At 59.2% G+C, this 23,308-nt stretch carries 23 protein-coding genes and 2 pseudogenes; 13 read left to right on the top strand and 12 right to left on the bottom strand.

Translation table 11 applies throughout. The annotated features are described in order from the left end of the window. Positions 1-135: 135 nt before the first annotated feature. Positions 136-795: an RIO1 family regulatory kinase/ATPase domain-containing protein gene (locus tag V9K93_RS07655; RefSeq protein ID WP_295380051.1), complete on the top strand. Its 660-nt coding sequence runs from the start codon at positions 136-138 to the stop codon at positions 793-795. A 247-nt stretch (positions 796-1,042) separates the two neighbouring features. Here the strand turns inward: V9K93_RS07655 and V9K93_RS07660 are convergent, their stop codons facing one another. Beyond that, on the bottom strand, positions 1,043-1,381 hold the full coding sequence (locus V9K93_RS07660; protein WP_005411374.1) for a P-II family nitrogen regulator: 339 nt from the start codon (positions 1,379-1,381) through the stop codon (positions 1,043-1,045). A 136-nt stretch (positions 1,382-1,517) separates the two neighbouring features. Here V9K93_RS07660 and ubiK point away from each other — a divergent pair, with 136 nt between their 5' ends. From ubiK to V9K93_RS07690, 6 genes and pseudogenes are all read left to right on the top strand, one after another. Continuing rightward, positions 1,518-1,769 (top strand): ubiquinone biosynthesis accessory factor UbiK, encoded by a 252-nt coding sequence (gene ubiK / locus V9K93_RS07665; protein WP_136639278.1) that lies wholly within the window; start codon positions 1,518-1,520, stop codon positions 1,767-1,769. Positions 1,770-1,895: 126 nt separating this feature from the next. After that, positions 1,896-2,330: an NAD(+)--rifampin ADP-ribosyltransferase gene (gene arr / locus V9K93_RS07670; RefSeq protein WP_136639279.1), complete on the top strand. Its 435-nt coding sequence runs from the start codon at positions 1,896-1,898 to the stop codon at positions 2,328-2,330. Positions 2,331-2,880: 550 nt separating this feature from the next. Beyond that, positions 2,881-3,432 carry a hypothetical protein gene (locus V9K93_RS07675; protein ID WP_295380054.1) on the top strand — a complete coding sequence of 184 codons (552 nt, stop codon included), beginning with the start codon at positions 2,881-2,883 and terminating at the stop codon, positions 3,430-3,432. Next, positions 3,429-3,908 carry a hypothetical protein gene (locus V9K93_RS07680; RefSeq protein ID WP_337302295.1) on the top strand — a complete coding sequence of 160 codons (480 nt, stop codon included), beginning with the start codon at positions 3,429-3,431 and terminating at the stop codon, positions 3,906-3,908. The genes V9K93_RS07675 and V9K93_RS07680 overlap by 4 nt, the downstream gene beginning before the upstream one ends. Then, positions 3,872-4,081, top strand: a complete 210-nt coding sequence (locus V9K93_RS07685; RefSeq protein WP_136639282.1) for an accessory factor UbiK family protein — start codon at positions 3,872-3,874, stop codon at positions 4,079-4,081. The genes V9K93_RS07680 and V9K93_RS07685 overlap by 37 nt, the downstream gene beginning before the upstream one ends. Then, positions 4,066-4,408: pseudogene (locus V9K93_RS07690) on the top strand (NAD(+)--rifampin ADP-ribosyltransferase). Before V9K93_RS07685 ends, V9K93_RS07690 begins: the two are co-directional and overlap by 16 nt. A 4-nt stretch (positions 4,409-4,412) precedes the next feature. Here the strand turns inward: V9K93_RS07690 and V9K93_RS07695 are convergent. From V9K93_RS07695 to V9K93_RS07705, 3 genes are all read right to left on the bottom strand, one after another. After that, on the bottom strand, positions 4,413-4,847 hold the full coding sequence (locus tag V9K93_RS07695) for a DUF4279 domain-containing protein (protein ID WP_295380055.1): 435 nt from the start codon (positions 4,845-4,847) through the stop codon (positions 4,413-4,415). A 92-nt stretch (positions 4,848-4,939) separates the two neighbouring features. Further along, positions 4,940-5,317, bottom strand: coding sequence for a hypothetical protein (locus V9K93_RS07700; RefSeq protein WP_136639284.1), 378 nt, complete (start codon positions 5,315-5,317; stop codon positions 4,940-4,942). A 75-nt stretch (positions 5,318-5,392) separates the two neighbouring features. Beyond that, the gene (locus V9K93_RS07705) at positions 5,393-5,995 is read right to left on the bottom strand and encodes a DUF998 domain-containing protein (protein ID WP_046984192.1); all 603 of its coding nucleotides are present in this window, start codon (positions 5,993-5,995) and stop codon (positions 5,393-5,395) included. 630 nt (positions 5,996-6,625) lie between these two features. Here V9K93_RS07705 and V9K93_RS07710 point away from each other — a divergent pair. Both V9K93_RS07710 and V9K93_RS07715 read left to right on the top strand, forming a co-directional pair. Further along, complete coding sequence (locus V9K93_RS07710; RefSeq protein WP_295380056.1) at positions 6,626-6,982, top strand: hypothetical protein; 357 nt, start codon at positions 6,626-6,628, stop codon at positions 6,980-6,982. A gap of 45 nt (positions 6,983-7,027) precedes the next feature. Beyond that, complete coding sequence (locus tag V9K93_RS07715) at positions 7,028-7,504, top strand: cold-shock protein (protein WP_337302296.1); 477 nt, start codon at positions 7,028-7,030, stop codon at positions 7,502-7,504. Between the two features lie 96 nt (positions 7,505-7,600). On the opposite strand, the gene V9K93_RS07720 is transcribed toward V9K93_RS07715, so the two are convergent. Genes V9K93_RS07720 through V9K93_RS07730 form a run of 3 tightly spaced genes read right to left on the bottom strand, consistent with a single transcriptional unit; the run spans position 7,601 to position 15,111 of the window. After that, positions 7,601-8,416, bottom strand: coding sequence for a hypothetical protein (locus tag V9K93_RS07720; RefSeq protein ID WP_337302297.1), 816 nt, complete (start codon positions 8,414-8,416; stop codon positions 7,601-7,603). 13 nt (positions 8,417-8,429) lie between these two features. Beyond that, entirely contained in the window at positions 8,430-12,440 is a 4,011-nt protein-coding gene (locus V9K93_RS07725; protein WP_337302298.1) for an RHS repeat domain-containing protein, read from the bottom strand. A 22-nt stretch (positions 12,441-12,462) separates the two neighbouring features. Continuing rightward, positions 12,463-15,111, bottom strand: coding sequence for an RHS repeat domain-containing protein (locus V9K93_RS07730; protein WP_337302299.1), 2,649 nt, complete (start codon positions 15,109-15,111; stop codon positions 12,463-12,465). Positions 15,112-15,525: 414 nt separating this feature from the next. Between V9K93_RS07730 and V9K93_RS07735 the strand changes: the two are divergent. Both V9K93_RS07735 and V9K93_RS07740 read left to right on the top strand, forming a co-directional pair. Beyond that, positions 15,526-16,161: pseudogene (locus tag V9K93_RS07735) on the top strand (magnesium chelatase domain-containing protein); the annotation flags it as partial. Positions 16,162-16,593: 432 nt separating this feature from the next. Next, positions 16,594-17,127, top strand: coding sequence for a hypothetical protein (locus V9K93_RS07740; protein WP_337302300.1), 534 nt, complete (start codon positions 16,594-16,596; stop codon positions 17,125-17,127). A 140-nt stretch (positions 17,128-17,267) separates the two neighbouring features. Here V9K93_RS07740 and V9K93_RS07745 read toward each other — a convergent pair whose 3' ends face one another. The 3 genes from V9K93_RS07745 to V9K93_RS07755 form a co-directional block, all read right to left on the bottom strand. After that, a complete protein-coding gene (locus tag V9K93_RS07745) occupies positions 17,268-18,278 on the bottom strand; it encodes a protein kinase domain-containing protein (protein WP_489686264.1) in 1,011 nt (336 codons plus the stop codon). Between the two features lie 71 nt (positions 18,279-18,349). Then, complete coding sequence (locus V9K93_RS07750) at positions 18,350-19,405, bottom strand: serine/threonine-protein kinase (protein ID WP_337302302.1); 1,056 nt, start codon at positions 19,403-19,405, stop codon at positions 18,350-18,352. Position 19,406: 1 nt separating this feature from the next. Further along, complete coding sequence (locus V9K93_RS07755; RefSeq protein ID WP_337302303.1) at positions 19,407-20,516, bottom strand: PP2C family protein-serine/threonine phosphatase; 1,110 nt, start codon at positions 20,514-20,516, stop codon at positions 19,407-19,409. A gap of 172 nt (positions 20,517-20,688) precedes the next feature. Between V9K93_RS07755 and V9K93_RS07760 the strand changes: the two genes are divergently transcribed. Next, positions 20,689-21,255 (top strand): recombinase family protein, encoded by a 567-nt coding sequence (locus V9K93_RS07760; protein ID WP_337302304.1) that lies wholly within the window; start codon positions 20,689-20,691, stop codon positions 21,253-21,255. Here V9K93_RS07760 and V9K93_RS07765 read toward each other — a convergent pair. Beyond that, entirely contained in the window at positions 21,252-21,956 is a 705-nt protein-coding gene (locus tag V9K93_RS07765) for a hypothetical protein (protein WP_337302305.1), read from the bottom strand. The genes V9K93_RS07760 and V9K93_RS07765 overlap by 4 nt on opposite strands. 9 nt (positions 21,957-21,965) lie before the next feature. Next, positions 21,966-22,304 carry a helix-turn-helix domain-containing protein gene (locus V9K93_RS07770; RefSeq protein ID WP_337302306.1) on the bottom strand — a complete coding sequence of 113 codons (339 nt, stop codon included), beginning with the start codon at positions 22,302-22,304 and terminating at the stop codon, positions 21,966-21,968. Positions 22,305-22,681: 377 nt separating this feature from the next. On the opposite strand from V9K93_RS07770, the gene V9K93_RS07775 reads away from it, so the two are divergent. Beyond that, positions 22,682-23,221 (top strand): hypothetical protein, encoded by a 540-nt coding sequence (locus tag V9K93_RS07775; RefSeq protein WP_337302307.1) that lies wholly within the window; start codon positions 22,682-22,684, stop codon positions 23,219-23,221. The last annotated feature ends 87 nt before the right edge of the window (positions 23,222-23,308 follow it).

Here is a 23,308-nt window from a genome sequence, read left to right on the forward strand (position 1 = left end):
GACCCCGACATTTCTCCGACAAATCGTGGAATAGCGAACTGACGAGTACTAAAATTAACGAAAACTTAGTAACTCCCTGTAACACCGGTTCGCTTGACGCTTTGCGCCACCCACCGGGTCGTCCGAGACCCCGACATGTATCTTCCTGCTCTGCCCCCTTCCTCCTGCGGCGACGACGCCGCCACCCCGCTGCTGCTCAAGCGCGGCGAACGCTTCCTGGCCCCCGACGTCTATCGCACCTGCCTGGACGGGCGCGAGGCGGTCATCAAGGACTATTCCCGCTACCGCGGCACTCCCGTTTCACTGATCGCGCGACTGATGGTGCGACGTGAAGCCCGCATGCTGCAGCGCCTCGGCGGCTGGAAGCATGCCCCCGCGCTGCTCGGCACCCTCGGTGGCCTGGCGCTGGGCATGGAGTTCATTCCCGGCCAGACCCTGAGCACTGCGCAGGCCGTCGGCAATGAAGTATTCGAGCAGCTGCAGCACGCGCTCAGCCGCCTGCACGCCGCCGGCATTACCCATAACGACCTGCATGGCACCAATGTGGTGGTCAGTGGCGGCGTGCCGGTGCTGCTGGATTTCACCTCGGCCTGGCGCGTACCCCGCTGGCTGCGCCGCGGCCCGCTGAGCCGGCAGATGCGCCGCAGCGACATGAAGAACCTGCTGAAGATCCGCCAGCGCGTGACCGGCCAGGCCCCGAGTGCCGCGCAGGCCGCACTGGTGGCCGACCCAGGCTGGGTCGCCGCCGTGCGCCAGGGCTGGAAGCGGTTCTATAAGTGGGCGAAGCGCCGGTAGGTGTCGTGTCTTTCGGGCGGCGATGGATCGCCCGATGGGATGGGACAACGTCGTTGGGGCTGGATGCCCCGACGGGGATGATGCCTCGGCGGCTGCGTGCGCCCGACCAGGTAGAGTCGACTGTTAGTCGACTGCTCTTCGTTCCGAAGCCGGAAAACCCCGCGCTGCGCGCGCAAGTCGACTAACAGTCGATTCTACCTCGTCGCACCCCGGCATCCCTGTCGTGCGCCGACAGCCCGCGGCGCGCTTACAACGCGTCCGCGTCCAACTCACCGGTACGAATACGCACCACGCTGCCCAGGTCGTACACGAACACCTTGCCGTCACCAATCTTGCCGGTGCCTGCCGCCTTCACGATCGCCTCAACCACCGCCTCAACCTGGTCATCGGTCACCGCCACTTCCAGCTTCACCTTCGGCAGGAAATCGACCACATACTCCGCGCCACGGTACAGCTCGGTGTGGCCCTTCTGGCGACCAAAGCCCTTCACTTCCGTCACCGTGATCCCGGTGACCCCACGCTCGGCCAGCGCTTCGCGCACGTCGTCGAGCTTGAACGGCTTGATCACCGCCATGACCATCTTCATCGTCTATCTCCTGTCTTCCGGCGTGGAGGATAGCGCCTGAACACGCGCAGTGCGAAACAGCCCATGCCTGTGCGGGCGCCCGGCCCAGCAGTATCCTTGTGGCCTGCACGGCCCGCCCTACCCCACGGAGCACCCCATGATCGACCTGAACCACATCGATGACCTCGCCCGTCGCCTCAGCGACCTGGTGCCGCCGGGCCTGCGCGAATCGCGCGAGGAACTGCAGGCCACCTTCAAGAGCGCGCTGCAGGCCGGCCTGGCCAAACTCGACCTGGTCACCCGCGAGGAGTTCGAAGTGCAGCGCGCCGTGCTGCTGAAGACCCGCGAGAAGCTGGACGCACTGGAAACCGCCGTGCGTGAGCTGGAAGGGCGCGCCGCCGCAGAATGAAAAAAAGAGGCGCACCGCGCCTCCCGTTTACAGATTATTTCCCGGATGGGGCCTTGCAGCAAGGCCCACCGGGCGCCCTAGACTCGCCGGCCTGTCGATCCGGCAGGACACGCAGGGGCAGTGCCGATGGCGCAGGACACCGAATGGACACCCGTTTCGCATGACACCTGCGACCAGGTCGCCGGGCCGTTCTATCACGGCACCCGCGCAGACCTCGCGGTGGGCGAACTGCTGAGCGCGGGGTTCCGGTCCAACTATCGCGACAGTGTGGTGATGAACCACATCTACTTCACCACGATTGCCAAAGGCGCTGGGTTGGCTGCGGAGATGGCCAAGGGTGAGGGGCGACCGCGTGTGTATGTGGTGGAGCCGACCGGGCCGTTTGAGGACGACCCGAATGTCACCAACAAGAAATTTCCCGGGAATCCAACGCGGTCGTATCGGAGTGCGGAGCCGTTGCGGGTGGTTGGGGAGATTGTGGAGTGGGAGCTTTACGACGCGGAATTCGTTCGGCAGTTGAGGGCGTTTGTTGCTTCTGGCACCGGCGACATTATCAACTGATGTCCATGTGACGCCGAAGCCGTGCCGCGACCTCTTCCAATAGCCCCGGGGCATTACTTCCTGCGCCCCAGCTCTCCGCACTGAAGGCATTTCGACAATGGAGCCGCGCGCCATGGACCGAATGATGGCTATCGGTCTGACAAATCAGAACCCAAGCTCAATTGAATGAAACGTATAACCCGGCGGTGCTGGCCTCTATGATCGGGCGGTCCCGGCGTCGGGGTTTGCATAGTTCGCTCACTCAAGTTCAAATGCGGGAAGATCGCGCGCAGTGTGGGTAGATGGCACCCGCGCCAACTCCTGCAACTAGTGCTTGTAGAGAACTCACATGACAATGCGCGTTCGCCTCCTCCTCTTGCTTGCTCAACTGGCTTTGCTCTTCGGCTGCACGGCTACCGAGAATCCTGTGTCCGACACAACGCAGCCCCCTCCAACGGCTGCTGACAACGACCATACAAGCAGGACACCCGCCACAATCATTCAGCCAAAACCCGATCGCCCCAACGCGGACAGTTCTGCTTCCATCTCATGGGAGCAGGAAGTGCGCCGCATGTCTGAAGACAAGGCCGCGTACCTGGATTCAATCAATAACCGCTACTTCGGCGCCGTCGCCTATGAGAACGAACAGGAGCGGCGTTACCTGGAGGACTCTGGCTTCCCCAGCATCGACGAGTGGCTCCAGGCACGAACGATGAGCGACAACCAGCTGCAGCAATGGGCGAGCAGCGGTGACGGTAAGGCGATGGCTTTCTACATTGACAGGATGCTCGAGCGTGCCACGCCATATTTGCACCTGCGCGGCGTCGATGACACCGCCTACAAAGCAAGCCCCGCCGCATCCTACGCCCTCAAAGCCTACGAGTTTTCGACCCAGGTTCAGTCTAGCCACAAGAGTCCATTCTCGGGCTATCTCCTCGGTGCGATGTTCTCCACGCTGGCCTACCCACAGTCACCAGAGTCTGCCGCTGCAGGGATCATGGCCGCCCGTGATGCTGGTGATCCACGGGCAAGCGCCCTACTGCTCACGTACGAAGCGAATCACCCAGGAATGGATCAGCAAGCAATCCTGGCAGCTCGTCGCGCCATGGAAATATCCCGATGAATCAATCGATCTTGCGGCTCGCGGTTACGTCACTGCTGTTGCTCTGCGTATCACTCTGGCTCTCGCAGAACGTAGCAGCAGCGACAGCTGCTACTTTCAACATGAATGGCCTCCACCTTGGTGCCACTGCAGCAGAGATTCGCAAGGCATTTCCTACTGCCAGCTGTGAATCCAGTTGCGTGGGACAAGGCGCCGTCTACCTGGGGACTTCCGGGAAATTCGTCGCCTTTCTCCGCGATGGGAAAGCCACCATGCTTGCCATGGAGTTCCCTTCGATGTCCGAGGGTGAACGAGCGCGTGTGCGTGCAGAACTGGAGAAGATGTATGGACCTCCCACGGACAACCTTGGGATCATCGGCTGCGATGAGTGGGCCATGTCCAATGGCTTCGTCGCAGCCTGCCTCAACGAAGAATTGAACCACATCGTTTTCAGCAATGAATCCCGCGTGGATGTGAACAGGCGCCACAGCAATTGAGCGGAACCGCAGGCCACCGTCAAGAGCTTGACCAGGCCGGCCTGGCCAAGCTCGACCTGGTCACCCGCAAAGAGTGCGAAGCGCAGCGCGCCATGCTGCTGAAGACCCGCGAGAAGCTGGATGCGCTGGAAACAGCCGTGCGCGATCTGGACTCGCGGTGGGCGAACTGCTGAGCGCGGGGTTCCGGTCCAACTATCGCGACAGCGTGGTGATGAACCACATCTACTTCACCACGATTGCCAAAGGCGCTGGGCTGGCTGCGGAGATGGCTCGCAGTGAGGGGCGGCCGCGCGTGTATGTGGTGGTGCCGACCGGGCCGTTCGAGGACGATCCGAACGTGACCAACAAGAAGTTTCCCGGGAACCCGACGCGGTCGTATCGGAGTGCACAGCTCTTGCGGGTGGTCGAGGAAATTTGTGGAGTGGGAGCTCTACGACGCGGAGTTCCTTCGGCAGTTGAAGGAATATGTTGCGTCAGGGAGTGGGGAGATCATCAATTGATGATCTACTGGCGTTGGGCATTGCGCACCTCTTCCTCGGCATCGTAGATGTCCAGCCCGAGCTCGATGCCACGTTGTCCCAAGGCAAGCAGCGCGCGGGGCGAAAGCGAGACACCATCATTGCCACTGCCCATGAAGAGACCGCAGAACAGGTCAGGCCGAAACCGCGCCAGTGATTCCCATATGGCGAGATCTCCGGTGAGTTGATCAAGGATCTCGAAGATCTGAGCCTCCAGATCTTCTGGCTCACGACGAGGCGCGCTGAGTCGCCAGCTTCCGGTCCTGGCGATACGCACGGTGCCTGATTGGCTGCCCTTAAGTTCCTCCCCCTTGTGATGCGAAACGGTTGGAGTCGCCCCGAGCAAGGCACTGATCTCGTCTGGCAAGAGGTCGTCCCCGAAGAATCGGAGGGTTACCAGGGAATGATCGAATGCGGCCATCGGAATCCAATTGTCCTCTTCTGAATCTCTTCCAGTACGTGCGCCGCTTTGATGTCACTACCGGCCAGAGACGGACCCAGCACCACCTCCGCCTAGCCGGAGCGCATCATCGACCCAATGACGAACGCCGCCGTAAGGCCCGCCCAGGACAGTACCGCCACGACGACCAGCAGCACCTTCCGATGCACCGCCTGCGCCTCGTGCCGGTAGGGCGCCTTGCGGTCGTATGGCCTGATCAGCCCGAACAGTTCGCCGGTAATTGTCAGTGCTCCCAGCAGCAACAGGGCAAGCATGCAGAACCCGAACAGCGTTCCAACGTTGCCCAACCTGGCGCCGTCGGTCGCGGTGACGGAATGACCGGCAAGGGCTTCGAAGAACGTCCCGACCCAGCCGGCCAACAACCCGGCCAGGATCGCGACGAACCCCAGATGGCTGAAAAGATGCACCCAGAAGCGGGCTGGAAGTTTCATCGCGTGAGGTCCTTCATCCAGTCAGAAGTAGTGGGCGGGCCACTACTTGAACACATCAACCCGCATGTGTCCCCATCAGTGCACGAGGTGCGTCTTCAGCTCGTTGGAACCCCTGCGCAGCAGGTACAGCGCAACCACAAATGGCCACAGCGAGTTGATCGACGAGAACAGACGCTGAGTCAGCCCCCGGTAGCCTTCCGGATCCGATCCCACCACGTTCAACCAGAGATAGACGATTCCCGCGATGCTCACCAATGCGGTCACAGCGTACGCCCTTCGGTTGGCAGACCACGCACTCAGTTCGATGTGCGACATCGCCGGTGCGATGATGTTTGCGATACCGATGGTGTAGAAGCCGTGCATCGGATGGCCCATGGGCCAGAGCCCATTGGTCAGCATGGAGATGCCAAAGATCATCCAGCAGATCGCGCCTACGGCAATCCGGCGGCCGGACTCCCGCCATACCCCAATGGCAAACGCCACAAACCCCACACCGGAGCCGATGGCAGCAATCCTGGCGCAGATGCTTGAGAGCGTCGGCGCCTGCAGCAGCTCGCTGGCGTGTTGTGCAAGCGGGTTGTAGCCCGGCGCGAACACAGCGGCAACGCTGGTCCAGAACAGGAACCACGGTAGCGGGACCAGACCCGCAGACAGAAGAAGTCGATTGCGGCGTAACACGTGCAGTGATCCTTGTTTTGGCCTGCGCCGGTGGGTGGAATCCGTTCAAACGCCGCAGATCCTTCCTGCTCCGGGCAGGACAGTTCCGGGTGACTACAGCAGTAGTCAGATTCTGCGTGACGCCCTGTGGGGTCAATAGGCAGAAAGTCACTCACGCCTTGGGGCAAAGTACGCGGCACCCATCAGCGGCCGTCGGACCAATGTTGTCGCATTTGCCGCCCCTTGCGTCTCTGGGGGAAGGTTCTGACGACTCCGTTCCAGAAGTGCCGTTCCGCCTAGCACGCCAAGGCTCTCGCCTCTTCCGGTGCTATGCGACAATGCCAAAAGCGTCTCGGGTTTTGGCGGCATTGACCCCTACCCGTTGGCATTCCGAACAACAGCAGGTAATCGTTACTTCGCCACCGTGCATCGGTGGTCGGGACTCGAAAACCCGGATTGCTAGACGTAAGTTTGCGCTTGCCAGCCGGCATCACCTCGCGTGGTGCCGGCTGGCAATCCGTCTGCCGGCTATGGCGGGCGGGGCGTGGGGGTCTTGTACCCGCCGGCTTTGTCTAGCAACCGGTTTTCGAGCCACGCCCTGTCCGCCACCTTTATCGGTGGCGGCGTCCGCCTGCATGCACGGAGCCCGCCATGACCACACCGCACTCCCCGCCCTCGCGCCCCATCCACGAAGCGCGCTCGAACGCTCCAGCCCCGGACCCGAACAGCCTCATCGCCATCCTCCACGCCATCGGTGCGGGTGCTGCGGCCGACGGCCAGCCGTGGCCAGAACGCCACCACCTGCGTAGCCGGCAGATGCAGTTGTCCGACGCCGACTGCGCGCTCACCGGCCAGCGCATCGTGCAGGAGATCCTGCTGGCGGCCGAGCGCACGCGCCAGAACGGCGAGCCGGAGCAGTACGTGGGCGACCGGGTGATAGAGGGGCTGGTGATGGCCGATCTCGCGCTGACCGCCTTCATCCACGAACGGATGCGCCCCAAGGACTGAGCGCGCTTGTGGCGCGGGGTTTTCTGCCTGCGTGCGGGGTGACGAATGAAGATGCACGGCCTTGCCGCTGCAGCGGTGTGCGTCGCGGTGATCGGCGCGATGTGGGTGCAGTGGCCCGAGCCAGCGGGCGATCAAGTGTGGGCCTACCAGAAGCTACAGCCGGCCGATTACCGCCTGCTGCACAGTGATGCGCGCGGCTTCGTGACCGCGAAGGCTGATGAGGATTTTGAACTGCACGCGCGCCATGCCAAGGCAACGTCCTTCGAGATCCGATGCAAGGGCGTTGTGGTGATGGACGTGGAGAACGCGCCCTCGCGTGTACTGATACGGATGCCCGCCGGTGCAGTGTGGCGCGCGCCGGATATCGAACGGCTGCGCATCAGCTTCGGACGCTGGCTGGACATCTACCAGAGCCAGGGTCGGTTGTTGGTGGAGCGTGCTGGGCCGTCGTGGGTAGAGGCGCGCTTTGGGCGCTTGGGTAGGGTGGTGCCTGATGAAGAGAGGTGTCCAATTGGTGCTTGAACTCCAAATCGTCATGCTACTCACAATTGGGGTGGGTCGACCCTCTCAAGAGTTGGAGCCAGTAGGAATTCCCAGCTGCTTCACAACACCTGGAGCCTATTCTGGCGCGGCACAAGGCCATAGCTTAGCTCCCCTCATCTTGGCCGACTGAATCACCGCGACCACATCCCGCCTGATGAGAATGGCGTTGGAAGACTGGTGGCCTGCTCCAAAGAACTGCTCGCTGCGGAAGATGGGAAGGTCTGGATTGCCAACTGGCGCTGGCAAGAACCCTCGCTCTGGGCCTGTGTAGCGAACACGCCCACATTTCGGACAGCGAACCCCCAAGTCCTCATCCATCTGTAACGCCACGCTCGTGTCAACACGTAGCTGCACGATGTGATCAAGAACATTTCCCTTGGTGTCCTCAACCGGCCACGCCTCAATACCAAGTGGAGCAAGATGCGCTTGCCAGACATCCTTATGCATGAAGATCGCATCTTCAACCCAGAACAGTTTGAGGAATGCGTTACGCCCCCACTTCAATGACTTCCGCACACGGAAAGGCGCAATCTGGACAGCCCAGGCTCCGCACTCATCACAGTATTTCGAAGTGTCGTAGGTTTGCGCCCGAAACCCAAAATCGTCTTCCGGCTGAGGATACCCATTTGCATGCGTAACCTGCAGCTCACAGTAATCAGCAGCGGCAATCTCTGTGGCCGAAAAATCCGTCGTTACAAGGAAAGAGCCGCCCCAGTCCCTGATCAGCGAGGAAACACCCGCCCATTCTGGAGCCCCTTCCATCGAATGGACGACACCAATAATGCACTCCCCGCTGAAGTCAGACGGCGGATCAACAGTGGCGCCGATCTGCTCGAGCTTTAGCGCGCGCTTAGCTGTCCAAGCAAAGGTGAAACGATACCTTACCTTCATGAACAAATAGACCTCAAAGACCTAGTTCCCTAAGGAATGCTGGATAGTTCGCATAAATTTCGCGGGCCTTGTTCATAACCTGATCTGCACTCAATTGCCTGTAGTTGGTTCCGTATGGGAAAGCTCTCCGCCACGCATTCGTAAAGGGTTGATGCTCTGCCTCCGTTACTGCGACGGAGAGCATCTGAGATTGCTTCTGCCCCACCACTGCGGCAAACCTCTTCTCAATGAGATGGTGGCTCTTAAGCCCTGTTCCAGCTACCGCCTTGCGCAGCGCATTATAGGGCATCACTCCAAACTCAGCTGCTCGCGAAAGACTCCCAAAGCCCTTGGCCGCATTAGCTTCGCGCAGTACCACCATGGCGGAGGCAAGCTTGAGGCCGCCAGCAGCAGTTGATCCCGTTGGAGAGTTCATCAACGGAACGACGATCGCCTCCGACACGGCGTCGAAATCGGTCAAGCTTCCCTGCCCGGTGAAGAAATTCCGTTCATCAAAATACTCCGCGATGGCGCCCAGGCCTGTAGCCTTAACGGTCTCCGCAGGCGCGGGGGCGTTGGGATCGTGCTGGGGCACTCCGCCAGGTGTCGGCGACGGCGCACCGGTCAGGTTTGCCCCGGCGAACCCGCTGCCATTGCACATGTGTGACCCGGTTACCTGATCACACGCGCCTGTGGGATCAGAGAATCGGAATGGGTTGTTGCTGGCGTACCGATAGCGATTGAAATTTGGCCCTCCGGAGGTGCTGGCAGCCAACGGATCGGGAGAAATGAACCTCGCCAGTTGCGGGTCGTAGTAGCGCCGCCCCATGTAGACCAGTCCCGTGTCGGGGTCTGCCAGGTGGCCTGAGTAGCCTGGAATCTTCGCAGCAGGCGCCGCGTCTGCCTCGCCATACGGTGACCAGAAGTGACGCGTCAGCACCTCTCCATTAGCCCTGCTCGTTGCCACCAGCGTATTGAGTGCATCGTGATGAAGATAGGTGAGCGTTGCGCCCGTGGCAGAGCTGGTGCGAATAGCCAGCAGTCTCTTGCCGAGATAGATGTAGTCGGACGTTTCCCCACCTTGGGTGGATTCGATCAGCTCCCCGCCCACGAGGTACTGCCAGGAGCGATCCAGATCACTCGCCAAGAAACCAAGTTCACCGCCACCGCGCTCTGGAATGGACACATCCCAGTTCTGGCTACCCGTGATGGGCGTCTCGCCCAACATGGGTGAATTTTCTGATGTCGGTGCCGACGTTGATGCTGTTGCGTAGGCACGCAGTCCGGCTCCGTCGTAGAAGTATTTCTGTACATCTCCAGCGGAACGGAGCTGGCCACCCATGTCGTAGGTGAACGTCTGGCCGTTACGCACCGCCAGATTGCCTGCCGCGTCGTAGGAGAAGCCAGAGACGCCGTTGCCGCTGGGGTCTCGCAGCAGTTCCAGGCGATTGCGGGTGTCATAATGGAACGTGCGCTCCCGCTTCCCTGGCAATCGCATCGAAACGATGTTGTCCGACGTGTCATAGCCGAACGTGTACTGCCCATTCCCTCCAAATGCCGGCGCGCGGGCCTGAATCAATCGATCAAGGCGATCGTAGCCCAAGCTGATCTTCCAGGAGTCGCCGCGTACGGCATCGCTGATCTGGCTGATGTTTCCCGTCGCGTCATAGCTGTAATTCAGATCGACCATGCCACTGTCAACGATGCGGCTGGTCAACTGTCGCGCATTCTCGGTTACGCCACGTACGATGCCATTGCCGTAGGTCAGCGCGGCGATTTCACCACTGGGGAAGTAGGCGATGTTGCTGGCGAGTACGGCGCCAGTGCCATCCTGTAGCCGCACGGGCTGGCCCAGAGCATTCAAGGATTGCTGGACGGAGTAGCCATCGGGGTAGTCCGTACGAACATGCTGACCCATGTGGTCATAGCCAAATGCCAGCGTTCGGGCGCTCGCGCTGCCTATGACACGGCTCTGGCTGACCACCGACCCGAGAGAGTTGTAGTTACGGGTGGTCACCACTGGCACACGGTCCTGATTGAAGACCCTCTCAGTCTTCAGCTGGCCCGTAGGTGTGTACTCAAGCTGCTGATCACCCAGACCATCGGGATAGACCACCGTCTGCAGGCGATTGCCGGCATCGTAGTTGCGTGAAACGCGGCGCGCTGCAATCTGCGGCGCCTCACGGTTGCATTCGGTCAGGCTGGGCAACTCCAGCCCGCCCGCACTCCAGGCAAGATTGCCGGCCGCATCGTAGCCAAACACGGTCGCCCCGGTTTCTGGCTCGATGACCTTGCATAGCCGGAGATTGTCGTCGTAGACGTATCGCCGGGCCACGGTCGGGGCCGGATTGTCTGGATTGACTGGCAAGGTAGGAGCGGCCTTGGCGGTGGCCGCCGCCTGGGCAATCGCATCACCCGCAACCGAAAGCGTGAATCGATTCGTGCCGGCGCCAATCGGTACCACGATGGAACCGCTCGCTCCGCTGCCGACCACAGAACCGCCATCACGCTTGAGTTCTGCACGGGAGTCCGTGGCCGACCAGATCAGGGTGACGTTGCAGGTCTGCGCACCAGCTGCAATCTGGCACATCGCAGGGGACACAGACAGAGTGCCACTGGGCGCTGCGGGAACGACGAACACACCGGAACCGCCAATAGCGTTGTTCGGTTGTCCAACGGGGGATATTCCATGGACGTGGATCGGTTGTCCGGCACGCTGGCGGCGCTGCTCGTTGCTCATTGGAAGCGAGAAGCGATGATTGCCTCCGGCCTTGCAGGACGTAGCCACGGCCGGCTCACTCGCCAAGTCGGCCTTGCCGGTCAGGAAGATCGTCCCGCCACTGCCGGCGGCTCCACCGGTGTAGACATGAATGTCGATTGACGAATCAATGCCCGTCGAACACGCCCAGCCTCGGATCTGACCGTCGCTGGTGACGCCATCGATATTGCCGATTACCTTGGACGGCGGCCCGTTGACCGTGACCTGGACATTGTCACTTTCCCGACCAAACCACTCTTTGCCCTCTTCCAGCAATCGCCATTGGAAGCTGTAGACACCCGGCAATGAAGGAGCTACCACATCGAATTCAAAGAACGCAGGTAGCTGTGGACTGACGTCATTCGGCATTGGGACCCGCGCCCTGCCCCACCGGACATTGTCATTGGGATTCCAGGAACCCAATGCATAGCCCGCAGACGCCGACCACGTGGTATTGCCCGTATTGACGAACTTCAGCTTGACGCGATAGGTCCGCCCGGCCTCCATGCTGGTCGGGACTTCTTGCTCATACATGACGCCGCGATTGAGCCTTCCGGTCGTCTCAAAGGTCTGCTCGCTGCTGGTGCTACCAAAGCGAACACCATTGCGGTTCATCTGCCACTGGAGGGTGCTCGGTCCATTCTCATTGGCTGCCGCGCCGTTGAAGGTAAAGGTAACCGTCCCGCCGGGGCCCACGTCATGGGGAACGGCGACGTCGGCGATACCCAGTCTCGCAGCACTGGGGACATAGCGTTCGGCTTGACCCAAGCGGTAGCCATCTCCCGCTCTCCACGTCGTGTTTCCGGTGTTCCGGAACGTGACAGTACCGCTGAACGGCGTGCCCCTGTCGGCTGACCTCGGCCAGCTCGCGGAAACATACTCCGCACCGTCAAAGGGGGCCGGTGGCGCGGCCACCGTGATCGTGATGACAGGCGACGTCAGCTCTCGCGTGAACTCATCACCATTGACATTGCGTACGGCAAAAGCCCTGTAGACATACTGATAGCTTCCAGGCGAGATGCCGTTTTCGGTGTACGCCCCGTTCGGAAGCCGCGAGATCACCTGGCCATTGCGCAAGAGTTGTATGTCCGACAGGTACTCGGCCTTGGGGCCGGTGCCTCTGACGCCACTCTTGAGCTGCAACTGATAGGTTGCAGGCGCCGTGTAGGATGTCTGAGCCGGCCCGGTGAGTTCAATCCATGCTTGGGCATGGACCACCTGGCAGATGAAGATGAGCACGAAGCCCAGCAGCACCGCCGCGGCCATGCGCAGTTTTTCAGCGTACATGCTTGCCATCCTTGACATGCCTTTAGTTGGCGGACTGGGCTACTTCGGTGGTAAGGCCAAAAGCATTTCGTTTGATGCTGACTTTGCTGCCATCGGCACGAATGATCTGCGCAGGCTTCCCGTAGTCCGGGCCTTCGAACGCATCGAATCGGGTGATGGTCTGATGGCCGAGTGGATCCACGACTGTGGTGGTGGCATTGCTGCTGTAGCCAATGGTTGTAATCAGCAGGCCCTGCTCGCTGTCCTGGGACGAAGAGGTCTTCCGCCCCAGCGCGTCGTACTCGGTCCAGGTACCGGTCGCCACCGTACTATCGCTTGAAGGATAAGAGGTGAACGTCAGGCGACCTTCGCTGTCGTAAGCGTTCCTGACCCACCGCTGCGTGCCGGCGACGTTGTTTGCATCGTATTCGCGCACCAGGAGCGGCTGCCAAAGCGCGTCGAGATAGGTTTCCTGACGCCGTGCCCCTTGGGCGTTATCGACTCGCCAGTGCCCCGGCGAAAGGCCGTACTCATCGGCCGCGACCTGACGGAACGAGATGGTAGTCTTGGCCCACTGGTTCTCATCGACCGGCGGTTGGACTTCGCGCACGCGACCCATCGGATCGTGCAGATAGGAAGTAGTCCTTTGTAGCGCGTCCGTGGTGGAAGTGATCCACCCGTTTCCATCTGCCGACATGCGATTGGTGGTGCCATCGGGATTGATGACCAATCGCGGCACGCCGCGATACCAGTCCTGGATCCGCGTTTCGTTCCCCTTTCCGTCGCGCACTGCACTGATCGTGCCATCCGCCGCATAAGTAACACTCTGCAGCAAAGCCCCGGCCCGATAGACGGCATTCGGCTTGGCCATACCGTCATAGGCATACTGTGTGGTGATCTTTCCCGACGCAGCCTCCTTGACACTCAGCACCTGATCCAAGACCCAAGGGCTGGCGGTATCCAGATGCTCTCGTATCTCAGCCTTGGTACCAGAAGGGCCGGTATAGGTCACGCGTGCCGGACGGGCCTTGCGATCGAAATCGCTGTAGACGACGCGGTAGGTATCGCCATCTTGAGAGAATGTGCTTTCACTGAGAGCGCTCAGCATGCCCGCCAAGAACTGACCCGCTTGGACCCCGATAGAATGCCCGACCCGCGTCCTGAACGGACCGCTCTCGGAACCGAACGTATACGTGTAGAGCTCGTCACGCTGCACTTGGCCAGCTGCGTCCAGAACCTGCTTTTGCATGAGCTTTCGCTCGTTCAGAGCTGGATTGGCACCGTAGCGCTCGCGAATCTGCGTTCCATTCGGCTTGGTCAGGCTGGACCAGCGGCCGCTTCCCGGCAACTGCAGGTTGTAGCTTCGCGTACTGACCATCGGAGACAGTCCGGGCCCGGTGATGGTGCGCTTCTTCAAAGACCAGGCTTGGTAGTGCGAGGGTGTCAGTCCATTGCAAGGATCGGAGCGAATGAACAACTCCATTTCAAAGTCAAATATGCCTCGGGCACCCGAGGGGGCGACCACCGTCATCTGCGTAGGAGGGGGCTCACTACCGGCCCGTATTTCGCACCCGCCCTCATCGTCGGCTTTACGGATAGGGAAACTGGACTGGAGGCGTCCGCGATGACTGTAGGCCCACGCCGAGCCATCCGGAAGCGTGACCTGGGACAAGCCGCCATCGTTCCCGTCTGTGTCGCCAACATACGAATACCGCCATATGCGCCCATTGGCTTGCACGCTGGTCACCCGACCGTCGCCGTCATAGCTCAGGTCAATCCGACGACCGTCGCTGGACTCAATTTTAGTAAGTTTGTCTCCGTTATAACTATAGGACACCCAGTTCCCATAGCGGTCCTCCACACGCGACGCCAGCAGATAGACCCGCTTACGCCCCACCGAACGATTGGCAGCGCCATCACTGAACTGAGCTGTTGCATAGGGTCTTTCCACACCCCAGTCGAAGAAGTACTTCTTCCCATCCGGGGTGTGCCCAATAAACGCCTCGCCTGGATATCCGTTTCGTGTTGCAGCCAAACAGGTGAACCGTGCTCTCGAAGCCGTCATCCACTTGGGCGCCTCCAAGCCTGGTGCCGTGGCATGGGACGGATCGTCGGCAATCAGAAGCTCCTCGCCATTTCCGCCATGCCACTTCACGTCAATGCCGAAGCCGATATTGGTATAGCCCCAGGTCTCCAATAGGAAGGGCGCCTTATTGACCGAACAACGCTGTGTGGTCTGCGCCCCTGGATCGCCCGTAATCCATCCAGCCCCCTTGGTCCATACGCCCGACATGTGGGGAACGACGATTTCCCAATCGTCAAACAGCGTCAGCCCTTTGGCCTCGCTATAGCGAGATCCTCGGTTGACGGCCTCAACTCCAAAGCGGCGGGCGATGCTGACCGGAAGGTCGAAATTGCCTGGTATGGACACGTCTTCAACAAGGAACTCGGTGCTGCCGTCGAAGCCGGAGGTTCGATCCCCAAATACCTCATCTGCGGATATGGCGGCAAGCGACTGCGCGCCTTTTACCCTCTTCTCATACTCTTGATAGTTGAAGAGTCCATCTTGGGCTGAGACGTGGAACCCGGCTCCCAGCGTAAGTGCCAAGCCCACGATGAGCGAGCAAAGCGGCGAGTCCGGATAAACATTGCAGGGAGCATTTTCCCCGCGCCTGTCCTTGGCAGAAATCATGTCCGTTACATCCTTGGATGAAGGGCGAAAAACGACTCAGCTTCCGTTCGTGCGGATGATTACTCCACCTGACACACCCTTGTCAAGGACCGTTCTTCATGTTCAGACTTCCTCAGCTCAATCAGCAGTCGCCCTGTTGGGCAGCCAGCATGATCGATGCGGTCTGGCGAGTGCCGGATAGCGAGCGCGTGCGCATCAGCTTCGAGCGTTGGATGAACTCTCAGCGGAAACTGGGACGGTTGCTCTAGGAAGACGCAGAGCCACTGTTGGTCCAGGCGTGCTCCGGGTGCTTTGGCGAGTGTGCACCAAGCGAACACCGGCCAGAATCCCCCTAGCTCCTTCACCAGCAATTCCCGATAGCACCCCGCTGCACACCTGCCGCACCATCAAGCGCTCCTTCGCAGGAAACCACACATGAGCCTAGCGCTGGTCCACAGTCGCGCCCGCGCCGGGGTCGATGCCCCGCTGGTGCGGGTGGAAGTGCATCTCTCCGGTGGCCTGCCCGTTACCCAGATCGTGGGCTTGGCCGAGACCAGCGTACGCGAGTCGCGCGAGCGCGTGCGTGCCGCCCTGCTCTGCGCGCGCTTCGACTTTCCACAGCGGCGCATCACCCTGAACCTGGCGCCTGCCGACCTGCCCAAGGAAGGCGGTCGCTATGACCTGGCGATTGCCTTGGGCATCCTCGCTGCCAGTGGCCAGGTCGACCCACAGTCGCTGCTGCAGTACGAGTTCCTCGGCGAGCTGGGCCTGACCGGTGAACTGCGGCCGGTAGCCGGTGCACTGCCCGCCGCGATCGCGGCCGCTGAAGCCGGGCGCATCCTGGTGGTGCCGCCGGGCAATGCTGCCGAGGCTGCACTGGCCGAGCACGCCGATGTGCGGGTGGCCCGTACCCTGCTGGAATGCTGCGCGGGGCTTGGCAATCCGCGCCTGCTGCCACCCGTGGAGCGCGTGGACACGACGCCCTTGCCACTGCCTGATTTGGCCGACGTGCGCGGGCAGGCGCATGCACGACGCGCATTGGAAGTTGCCGCAGCGGGTGGGCACCATCTGTTCTAGTTGAACAGCATTACACCCATCGAAATGAACTGTGCATTACCTGGAGACGCGCTGACGCACAGCGCCCTCCGCTCGTCGCCTCTGGGACAGGCCCATTCTCTTGAACACTCTCGCCACCTGGGTCGCAGTCCATTGGCCTCCACGCCTCGTGGGCCAGCGACGACGGTTAAGCCATTCCGCGTACTCCACCAGGTTCATGCCCTGCTGCTCCAAGCTCGCCTGATATAAGAGCTTCCCTGTCTCACGGCTGTACTCGTCGGCCAAGTCGCGTCGCTTCCGGTTCGCTGCTGCAGTGTTCTTGTTCCGAACACTCTTCAAATCTGGGTTCCCGCCGGGTCTCATAAAGGCTCTAATTGCGAAATGTAAATCACCACTACAAATATCTCATGCGAGCACAAAAAAGCAATTGCTCCGCAAGGATTACAAGTGGTCGATTTCAAGAAAGAAGAGCAACAGACAGAACTACAGAGAGCGCTGGCAAAGCACTTCCTGATGGAGAATTACAACACCTTCATCACGCTGACTTTTAAGGGCGAAGCTGTGACCAGCTACGCACACGCGCAAAAGGCCTTCGGGCGATTCATGCATTCTCTGCGCTGCAAATTGTTCAAGGAAAGAAGTAGGTACAGGATGCCGCTTCTGGCCGTGGTTGAAGGCTATCCAGGAAGGCCGATGTGCACCGGCCCCCTGCAAATGCCACATGAGAGAACTCACATCCACTGCTGCATCAGACTTCCAGATGGGAAGTCGGACTATCGAGAGTTGGTCCGACACTGCTGGTTAGATGCTGATGCCAGTAGCGGAGACCCGCTCATCATTGACCCTACTGGAGACAAGTGGTTCATCGACATCCCTGATGCGGTTTCCATGGAACGATATGTCCATTACTCCCTGAAACAGTGTCGCTGTGACCATGAGCCGGTCCTATGGAATTTTGCCCGCCGCATACCAACTGCTTGATTAGCGGCTAGACCGCTTCCCTGCAGAGCCAAGGGCATAGAGCTGTACATCGCCGAAAGCTTCGGAGTTGGGTCACCACACCCAGCCCTTGACTAAACTATTGTCCAGCATGCACTCAATGCACAACGAGCCCAACTGTACTAGGCCCCATCTGTTGAACTCAATTTGACAACCGGATAGGCCCTATATGCTCCACCACCTTCGTAGCTTGAGAAGAGCACTTCGTCTCCAGCTTGAGGTAGTTCAGGGCCATAGCAACTATCAACGTGGAAGAAGACATCCTCTCCGTCGGTTCGAATAAATCCATACTTGTTGTAGTCGACACGCTTAACAACACCCACCGCCCGGGGAGATGAGTTGTAATAGAGGTCCCCGCAACTCTGTACCAGTTGGTCCGCAGACGGTCGAGCCAGCGGGTCCTTCTGCATACACTTCAGTGCCAAGTCCAGCACGTTCTTTGACAAAGCAGAAAACTGAGGGTTCCTCGAAAGAAATGTAGGCACAGGAGGAATTTCTGCCGCCAGAATGCTTTTGACCGCGCGAAGACCCGTCCCATAAGGAGTGGAACCGGTCAATAGATGGAAAATCATCGCGCCTATTGACCAGATATCGGCTGGATACGAAACCAGCTCAGGCGAATCGATGGCCTCAGGTGCCATGTAAGGAAGCGCACCAACAGCAGTCTGGGACATCGACAAGCTCGTATCGCCGCCCGCCACCGCCTCGTCGATTTCCTCTTGAGCGAGTTTTGCGATACCAAAATCTGTAACCTTCACCGCCTCAAGGCTGTAGTCGCCAACAACCATCACGTTGGAGGGCTTCAAATCGCGATGTATGACGCCCGCATGATGTGCCGCCGCGACCCCCTTGGCGAGGTGATGAAAGACACGAGCAGCCAAGTAGGGGTCCAAGAACGGTGTTCTACGGAGCAATGCCTTGGACAGGTCTTCCCCCTCGACCAGCTCCTCAATCAAGAACCGTTCGTCTCCGTCTCGAACGTAGTCCAATGTCTTGGCAACACTTGGATGGTTAACTCGAGCAGCCACAATCGCGCTCCGACGAAAGCGCTTCGTTGAAGAGCGGTTCTTGGGCGTCTTAAGCGCCACTACTCGCTCCATCAGACTGTCGTACGCTTCATAGACGAACTGCATACCTCCTTCGTCGATGTAGCGAACAACCCGGTACCGGCCACCAATTATCTGTCCAATCCCCAACGTTCCGCTCACAGAACAACCTCCGGTGAGGAAAGGTCAAAAGTGATGTACCGGCGGCGGTTCGCCATTGTTAGCGCGCCCAACGCAATGACGCAGGAACCAGGAAGAACCTGCCCCACGAACGGGACCTTGTTATTAATGTACACGTCGCCATCCAAAGCCTGCACTACGAAATCAAGTCCGTCGTAATGAATCTTGATGCCGCCCATATCGGGAAGACTAGCGACAACGGTCCTATTCCCAGCATTTAGGTAGGACGGAGCTTGCTGGTAGACAAGAAGCCCCTGATGACGATTCAGTAGCAGATGGCGGGAGAGGACATGCGACACAGCTTCCATGCTCGGTCGCTCCAAAGGATTCTCAGAGAGGCATTGCGCCAAGATGGCTCTCACATCAACCGCAAGCCCTCCCATGATGGCGTCGATGAACCCGGCTGGAGGCGGAAGAGGAGGGACTGCCGTAAGCTCCTCTGGCAACCCCCGCGCTGCGAGGAAAACTGCTGTCGCGCCAAATGCGTAGACGTCGACTGCTGTCGTGAAGTCTGCGACGTCGCGGTAAAGCTCAGGAGCGGCGAATCCCCTCGTTCCAACGAAGCCCATAGTAGAAGCCTCGCCGCCCTCGCTCCTAGCGAGGCCGAAGTCAAAAATTTTGATGACGCCCTCGCCGTCCAACTTCATGTTGTTCGGCTTGATATCCCGATGAATGATGTTCTCAGCGTGGATATCCCTGATGCCCGCCGCAATCTGCCAGAGCTGCCTCATCAACATATGTGAATCGGCCGCCAACGTAGCTTCATGCAGAAGGTCATTGCCACTCAGGAACTCTTGCACGATGGCGACCGCGCCACCATCGAGCTGAAGAAGGTCATAGACCTGTACAACATGCTTGGACCGAAGCTTCAACAATGCCCGCACTTCGTCCAGCATGCGGCGCTGCTCGACGCCACTCTGTATAACTTTTACTGCAACTGGTCGGCTGAGTATTTCGTCTTGGCATGGGAACACATCGCCCATTCCACCCTTAAGAGCATTTCCCAAGACGGTGTACCGCTCTCCGAATTCCATTTCAGCCTTCCTTGTCTGAGAACTGGATTTGTACCTGGGGGACCTTGCCCTCTGTTTTGGTCTTAGCCTTTGCCTTCGCCCTTGACTTCTTCTTCGCCTTCACCGCGCCAGAGGTCGACGCATTTGAAGCCTCACTCACCGCAATTTCGGGGGGAGGCCCCTCGGACGCCCCCAAGGGATTGCTACTACGGTCTTCCGAATGGAAAGGCTCTCTCCTGGCACTCGGGACTTCCACCAAATCGAGAATACGTATCTCGCCGAACGCGTCCCAAACATCGAGACAAGAGCTGCTTAATGGCGCGTCATCAACTAGGCCTTCGCTACTGAAAGGAATGGCAACAGCCGAAGCATTGTCTGGCCCTCCGCACCACCGCGAAAGCTCGATGAGTCTACGTACACAGCTACCAAAGTCACCGGCATGACGGACCACAAGCTCAAGAAGACCGTTAGCGCTCTCCAAAAAATGCACGCCGTCCGTTGTCAGCAAGGCCATGCCCTGCTGCGCCTCCTCAACAGCATGAATGGAGACTTCGAGCGAGCCACCTATTCCTATGTACTGGAGCAGCTTTGACTGCTCAGACCCTGCTCTAGCCTTTCCAAGCTGACCGGCGATGGTGTCGTCCTTCGAGAGCTGCACCAGGACATCGTCCATTGCATAGATACGACTATCGCCGACACTCGCCCAGTACCCTCCCCCTCCTTCCAACAGCAAGAGAACGGAGAGGGTCGTACCGCCATTGGACCTGTAGTCACGGAAGACTGATTCGTTCGCTGCGTAGAGTGCGATTTCAAGCCACAGCTCCGCTGGTACTCCACGTTGGGCTTGATAGAGCAAACTTGTGAAAAGCGACGCCAAACCGGTCGAGGCGCAGACGTGCCCATCCTGCATCCCTCCGATTCCGTCGGCCACAGCCGCAACGACGAATACTCTGCCATCAGCGTCTCGTCCACGTGCAATCGCAGCTCGGTCCTCGTTCTGTTTCCGCACCAAGCCAGTTTCGCTGCCGATTGCTGCTGAGAATGGGAGAACACGCCGCGCACCGCTCGCCGGGGACCTGCGGAGGAACCACGCCATCAACTGTCGTTCCGCCATAGGTGTTCTGTCGGTCATGAATGCTTCTTCGCTGCTACTGGAGCTGATGGTAGAGGATACGTCATGGGCTATCGCCTTGACGCACAGGAGAGACTCTCAATTTGTATACCTACTGAGACGGGCGAAGCAATGTCCCAAAACTAATCTCAAAATGATAGAATCTAAAGCTCTAGACATTTTGGGACACATCATGGAACTGGTTGGCTATGCACGTGTCAGTTCAGCTGGTCAGTCGCTGGATGTTCAACTTGAAAAGCTTGCTAACGCGGGATGCATCAAGGTCTTTCGTGAGAAGCGCTCCGGCCGACAGGCTGAGAGCCGCCCCGAGCTTCAGGCGGCCATTGGATACTTGAGGGAAGGGGACGTGCTTGTCGTTTCCAGGCTCGACCGAATTGCCCGCTCTATGTTCGATTTGGCTACCATCTCCGACACGCTTCAGCGCAAGAAGGTCAGCTTACGGGTGCTCGACCAGGGTTTGGACACGACTACCTCTGAAGGGAAGCTGATGTTCAATCTACTGGGTGCCTTTGCCGAGTTTGAAGCGGATATCCGTTCAGAACGCCAAAGAGACGGCATCGCGCTCGCGCGACAGAAAGGAACGAAATTTGGGCGCAAGAAGGCTCTCACGCAGGCTCAGGAGGAACGCGTCCGCACGCTGCGCAATGAGGAGAGCTTCAGCATCGAGCAACTGTGCGAGCGCTTCGCAGTGAGCAGGAGCAGCGTCTATCGCGCACTGCAAGGTCCAGCCGCAGACTAAGCCTCAGGCTTTTCCCATCCTGGGACGGTCGCGGCCCACTCAGCGAACACTTCGGACGCCTGATAGACGTCTTGGAAGAATTCTCCAATCACCCGAAGCGATTCAATCATGTGGTGAGTCAGAAGGCAGACAGCTTGGTCCTCCCCACCCATGCTTGACTTTAGCTCGCCAAGAGACAGCTCGTCGCCGCGCTCTGATTCAGAGTGGAAGAAGTCATCATTGAACCAAGCCCTGACAACCGAGGTCGTGTTCAGCGTCTTTTCGTCGATAGCGAGAGTCATCCGTCCCTCGAAAGCACTGTTTTCCCAGCGCAACCTATGCCGCTTGAGGCATGGGCGCAGGCCCTCTACTCCGCCCAAGGAGCGAAGTGCCAGCAGCTTCATGAAGCTGAGGGAATCCTTCTCTAAGAAGAATGGGCGCATCTCAAGAGCAAGAAGCTTCACGCTCGAGAGATGCGGCCTTTTCGTAGCGAATGGCTGGCCATTTTGAAAGGAAAGACCAATATCCCCCACTTCCCGTCGGGCTTCGACGGCTCGAGAGAAGCGCAGGAAGGCCTTCTTTAAGCGCTCAAAGTCAGACGCCACCAGAACCACGCGACAATCATCTGGAGCGGGCAGCCTCGGATACAGCGGAAGTGCCTCCGCAACGAATGTCCGGATGAGGTTGCCCTCTTGGTCGACACAGCGAATCTGAATTTGCATATGCGAAATTCAAGGGCTAGAAGCTGAGTTCAACCGCTCAGACTTCAACTCATGGGCTAATTTGCGCTGCTCGGCAGGAGCCATGCGTGCCACAGCAAGGATGATTTCCGCCAACGCATCAGTGTCTGCCAACAAATAGGCCAGTGGCACACCAAGCTCTTTTGCCATTCGGCTAGCGGTACCGAAGTCAGGCTCGGATGTCCCAAGTTCGTATCTGGTCACCCTACTGGACACCACGTCCTCCGACAGTCCAATCCTACGTCCAAGCTCACGCTGAGAAATGCCAGCCGCTAAGCGCGCCTCCTTGAGACGCCTGGTGAACATTTCAGAGGTGCTGTAGAGCGCCATAAGCCGGGTTCAAAAGTCCTGTAGCACGCTACAGGATGGCTACCCCAGCCCAATTCGTATGCTACATTATTTGTAGCATCGTCGCGTGTAGGAATTACTTGCGCTTAGGACAGGGTGCGGGCCGATTTCAGCGGAAATCCTTGTGCGACAAGCCTTCCGAGGGGATATCTCTGCCCTCAAGGTGCAAGTGTTTTTATCGCAGAGAGGTACCTTCGAGCTTCCGAGAACCCGCCAATCGCTCATCCCTGCTTCTGACGAATCTTGCCCAGCAAACCCACCACTCAACTCGCCGACCGAATGGGAGCAGCCACACGATGAATCATGCTTTAGCCAGTACTTCGACAACAACGATGCGACTAGCCAAGCCTAGAGCTTGCTTGGCTGCACTGCTCCTCACTTCGCTAGCGGCATGCGGCAGCGAGCACGCCCGAGCGCCGACGTTCGATGAAATTGGCGCAAATCTGTCTCGCTACCTCGAGACCTATCCAGGAGTTGAGCGTGGCGAGACAAGTAGCTGCATAGAACTGAAGGTGGACTTAGTCCGCTCCGTAATGAGAGGCCAAATCGTTGCGACAGATGGGTTCAAAGACCGTTCTATCGACGGTAGCTCGCTTCGGAACGGAGAAGTTGTGTACTTCGAGGGACGGGCGCGAAACGTCATCACACCCGTCGCTGCTCATTCGGAGACGCTCATCACTGGCGAGCTGGAGGCCGCCGGTGCCAACTATGGCCTAATCTTTCGAGGTTCCAGCCCGATAACAGATAGGCGAGTCAAAGAAGGCTATCTCATGCGCGGAGGAGCCAGCTCACCCATGCTCGGGCCTGAGGGAGCTTACGTCTGCGGCTTCGGCGTCGCCGTTGTTGAGGGTCGCTTGAACGGCATTGTAGTCACGGACGCCGTTGAGTTCTCAAAGTAATAGCGGCTGTCATAACAAGTTTGGCAAGAACACGACTTGCGCTGAAGGTACCAGTTGAGAGGTCGGGCTTTAGGGCAGAGACAGCGC

This window comes from Stenotrophomonas sp. CCNWLW162, assembly GCF_037203745.1.
GTDB classification, from domain to species: domain Bacteria; phylum Pseudomonadota; class Gammaproteobacteria; order Xanthomonadales; family Xanthomonadaceae; genus Stenotrophomonas; species Stenotrophomonas maltophilia_AQ.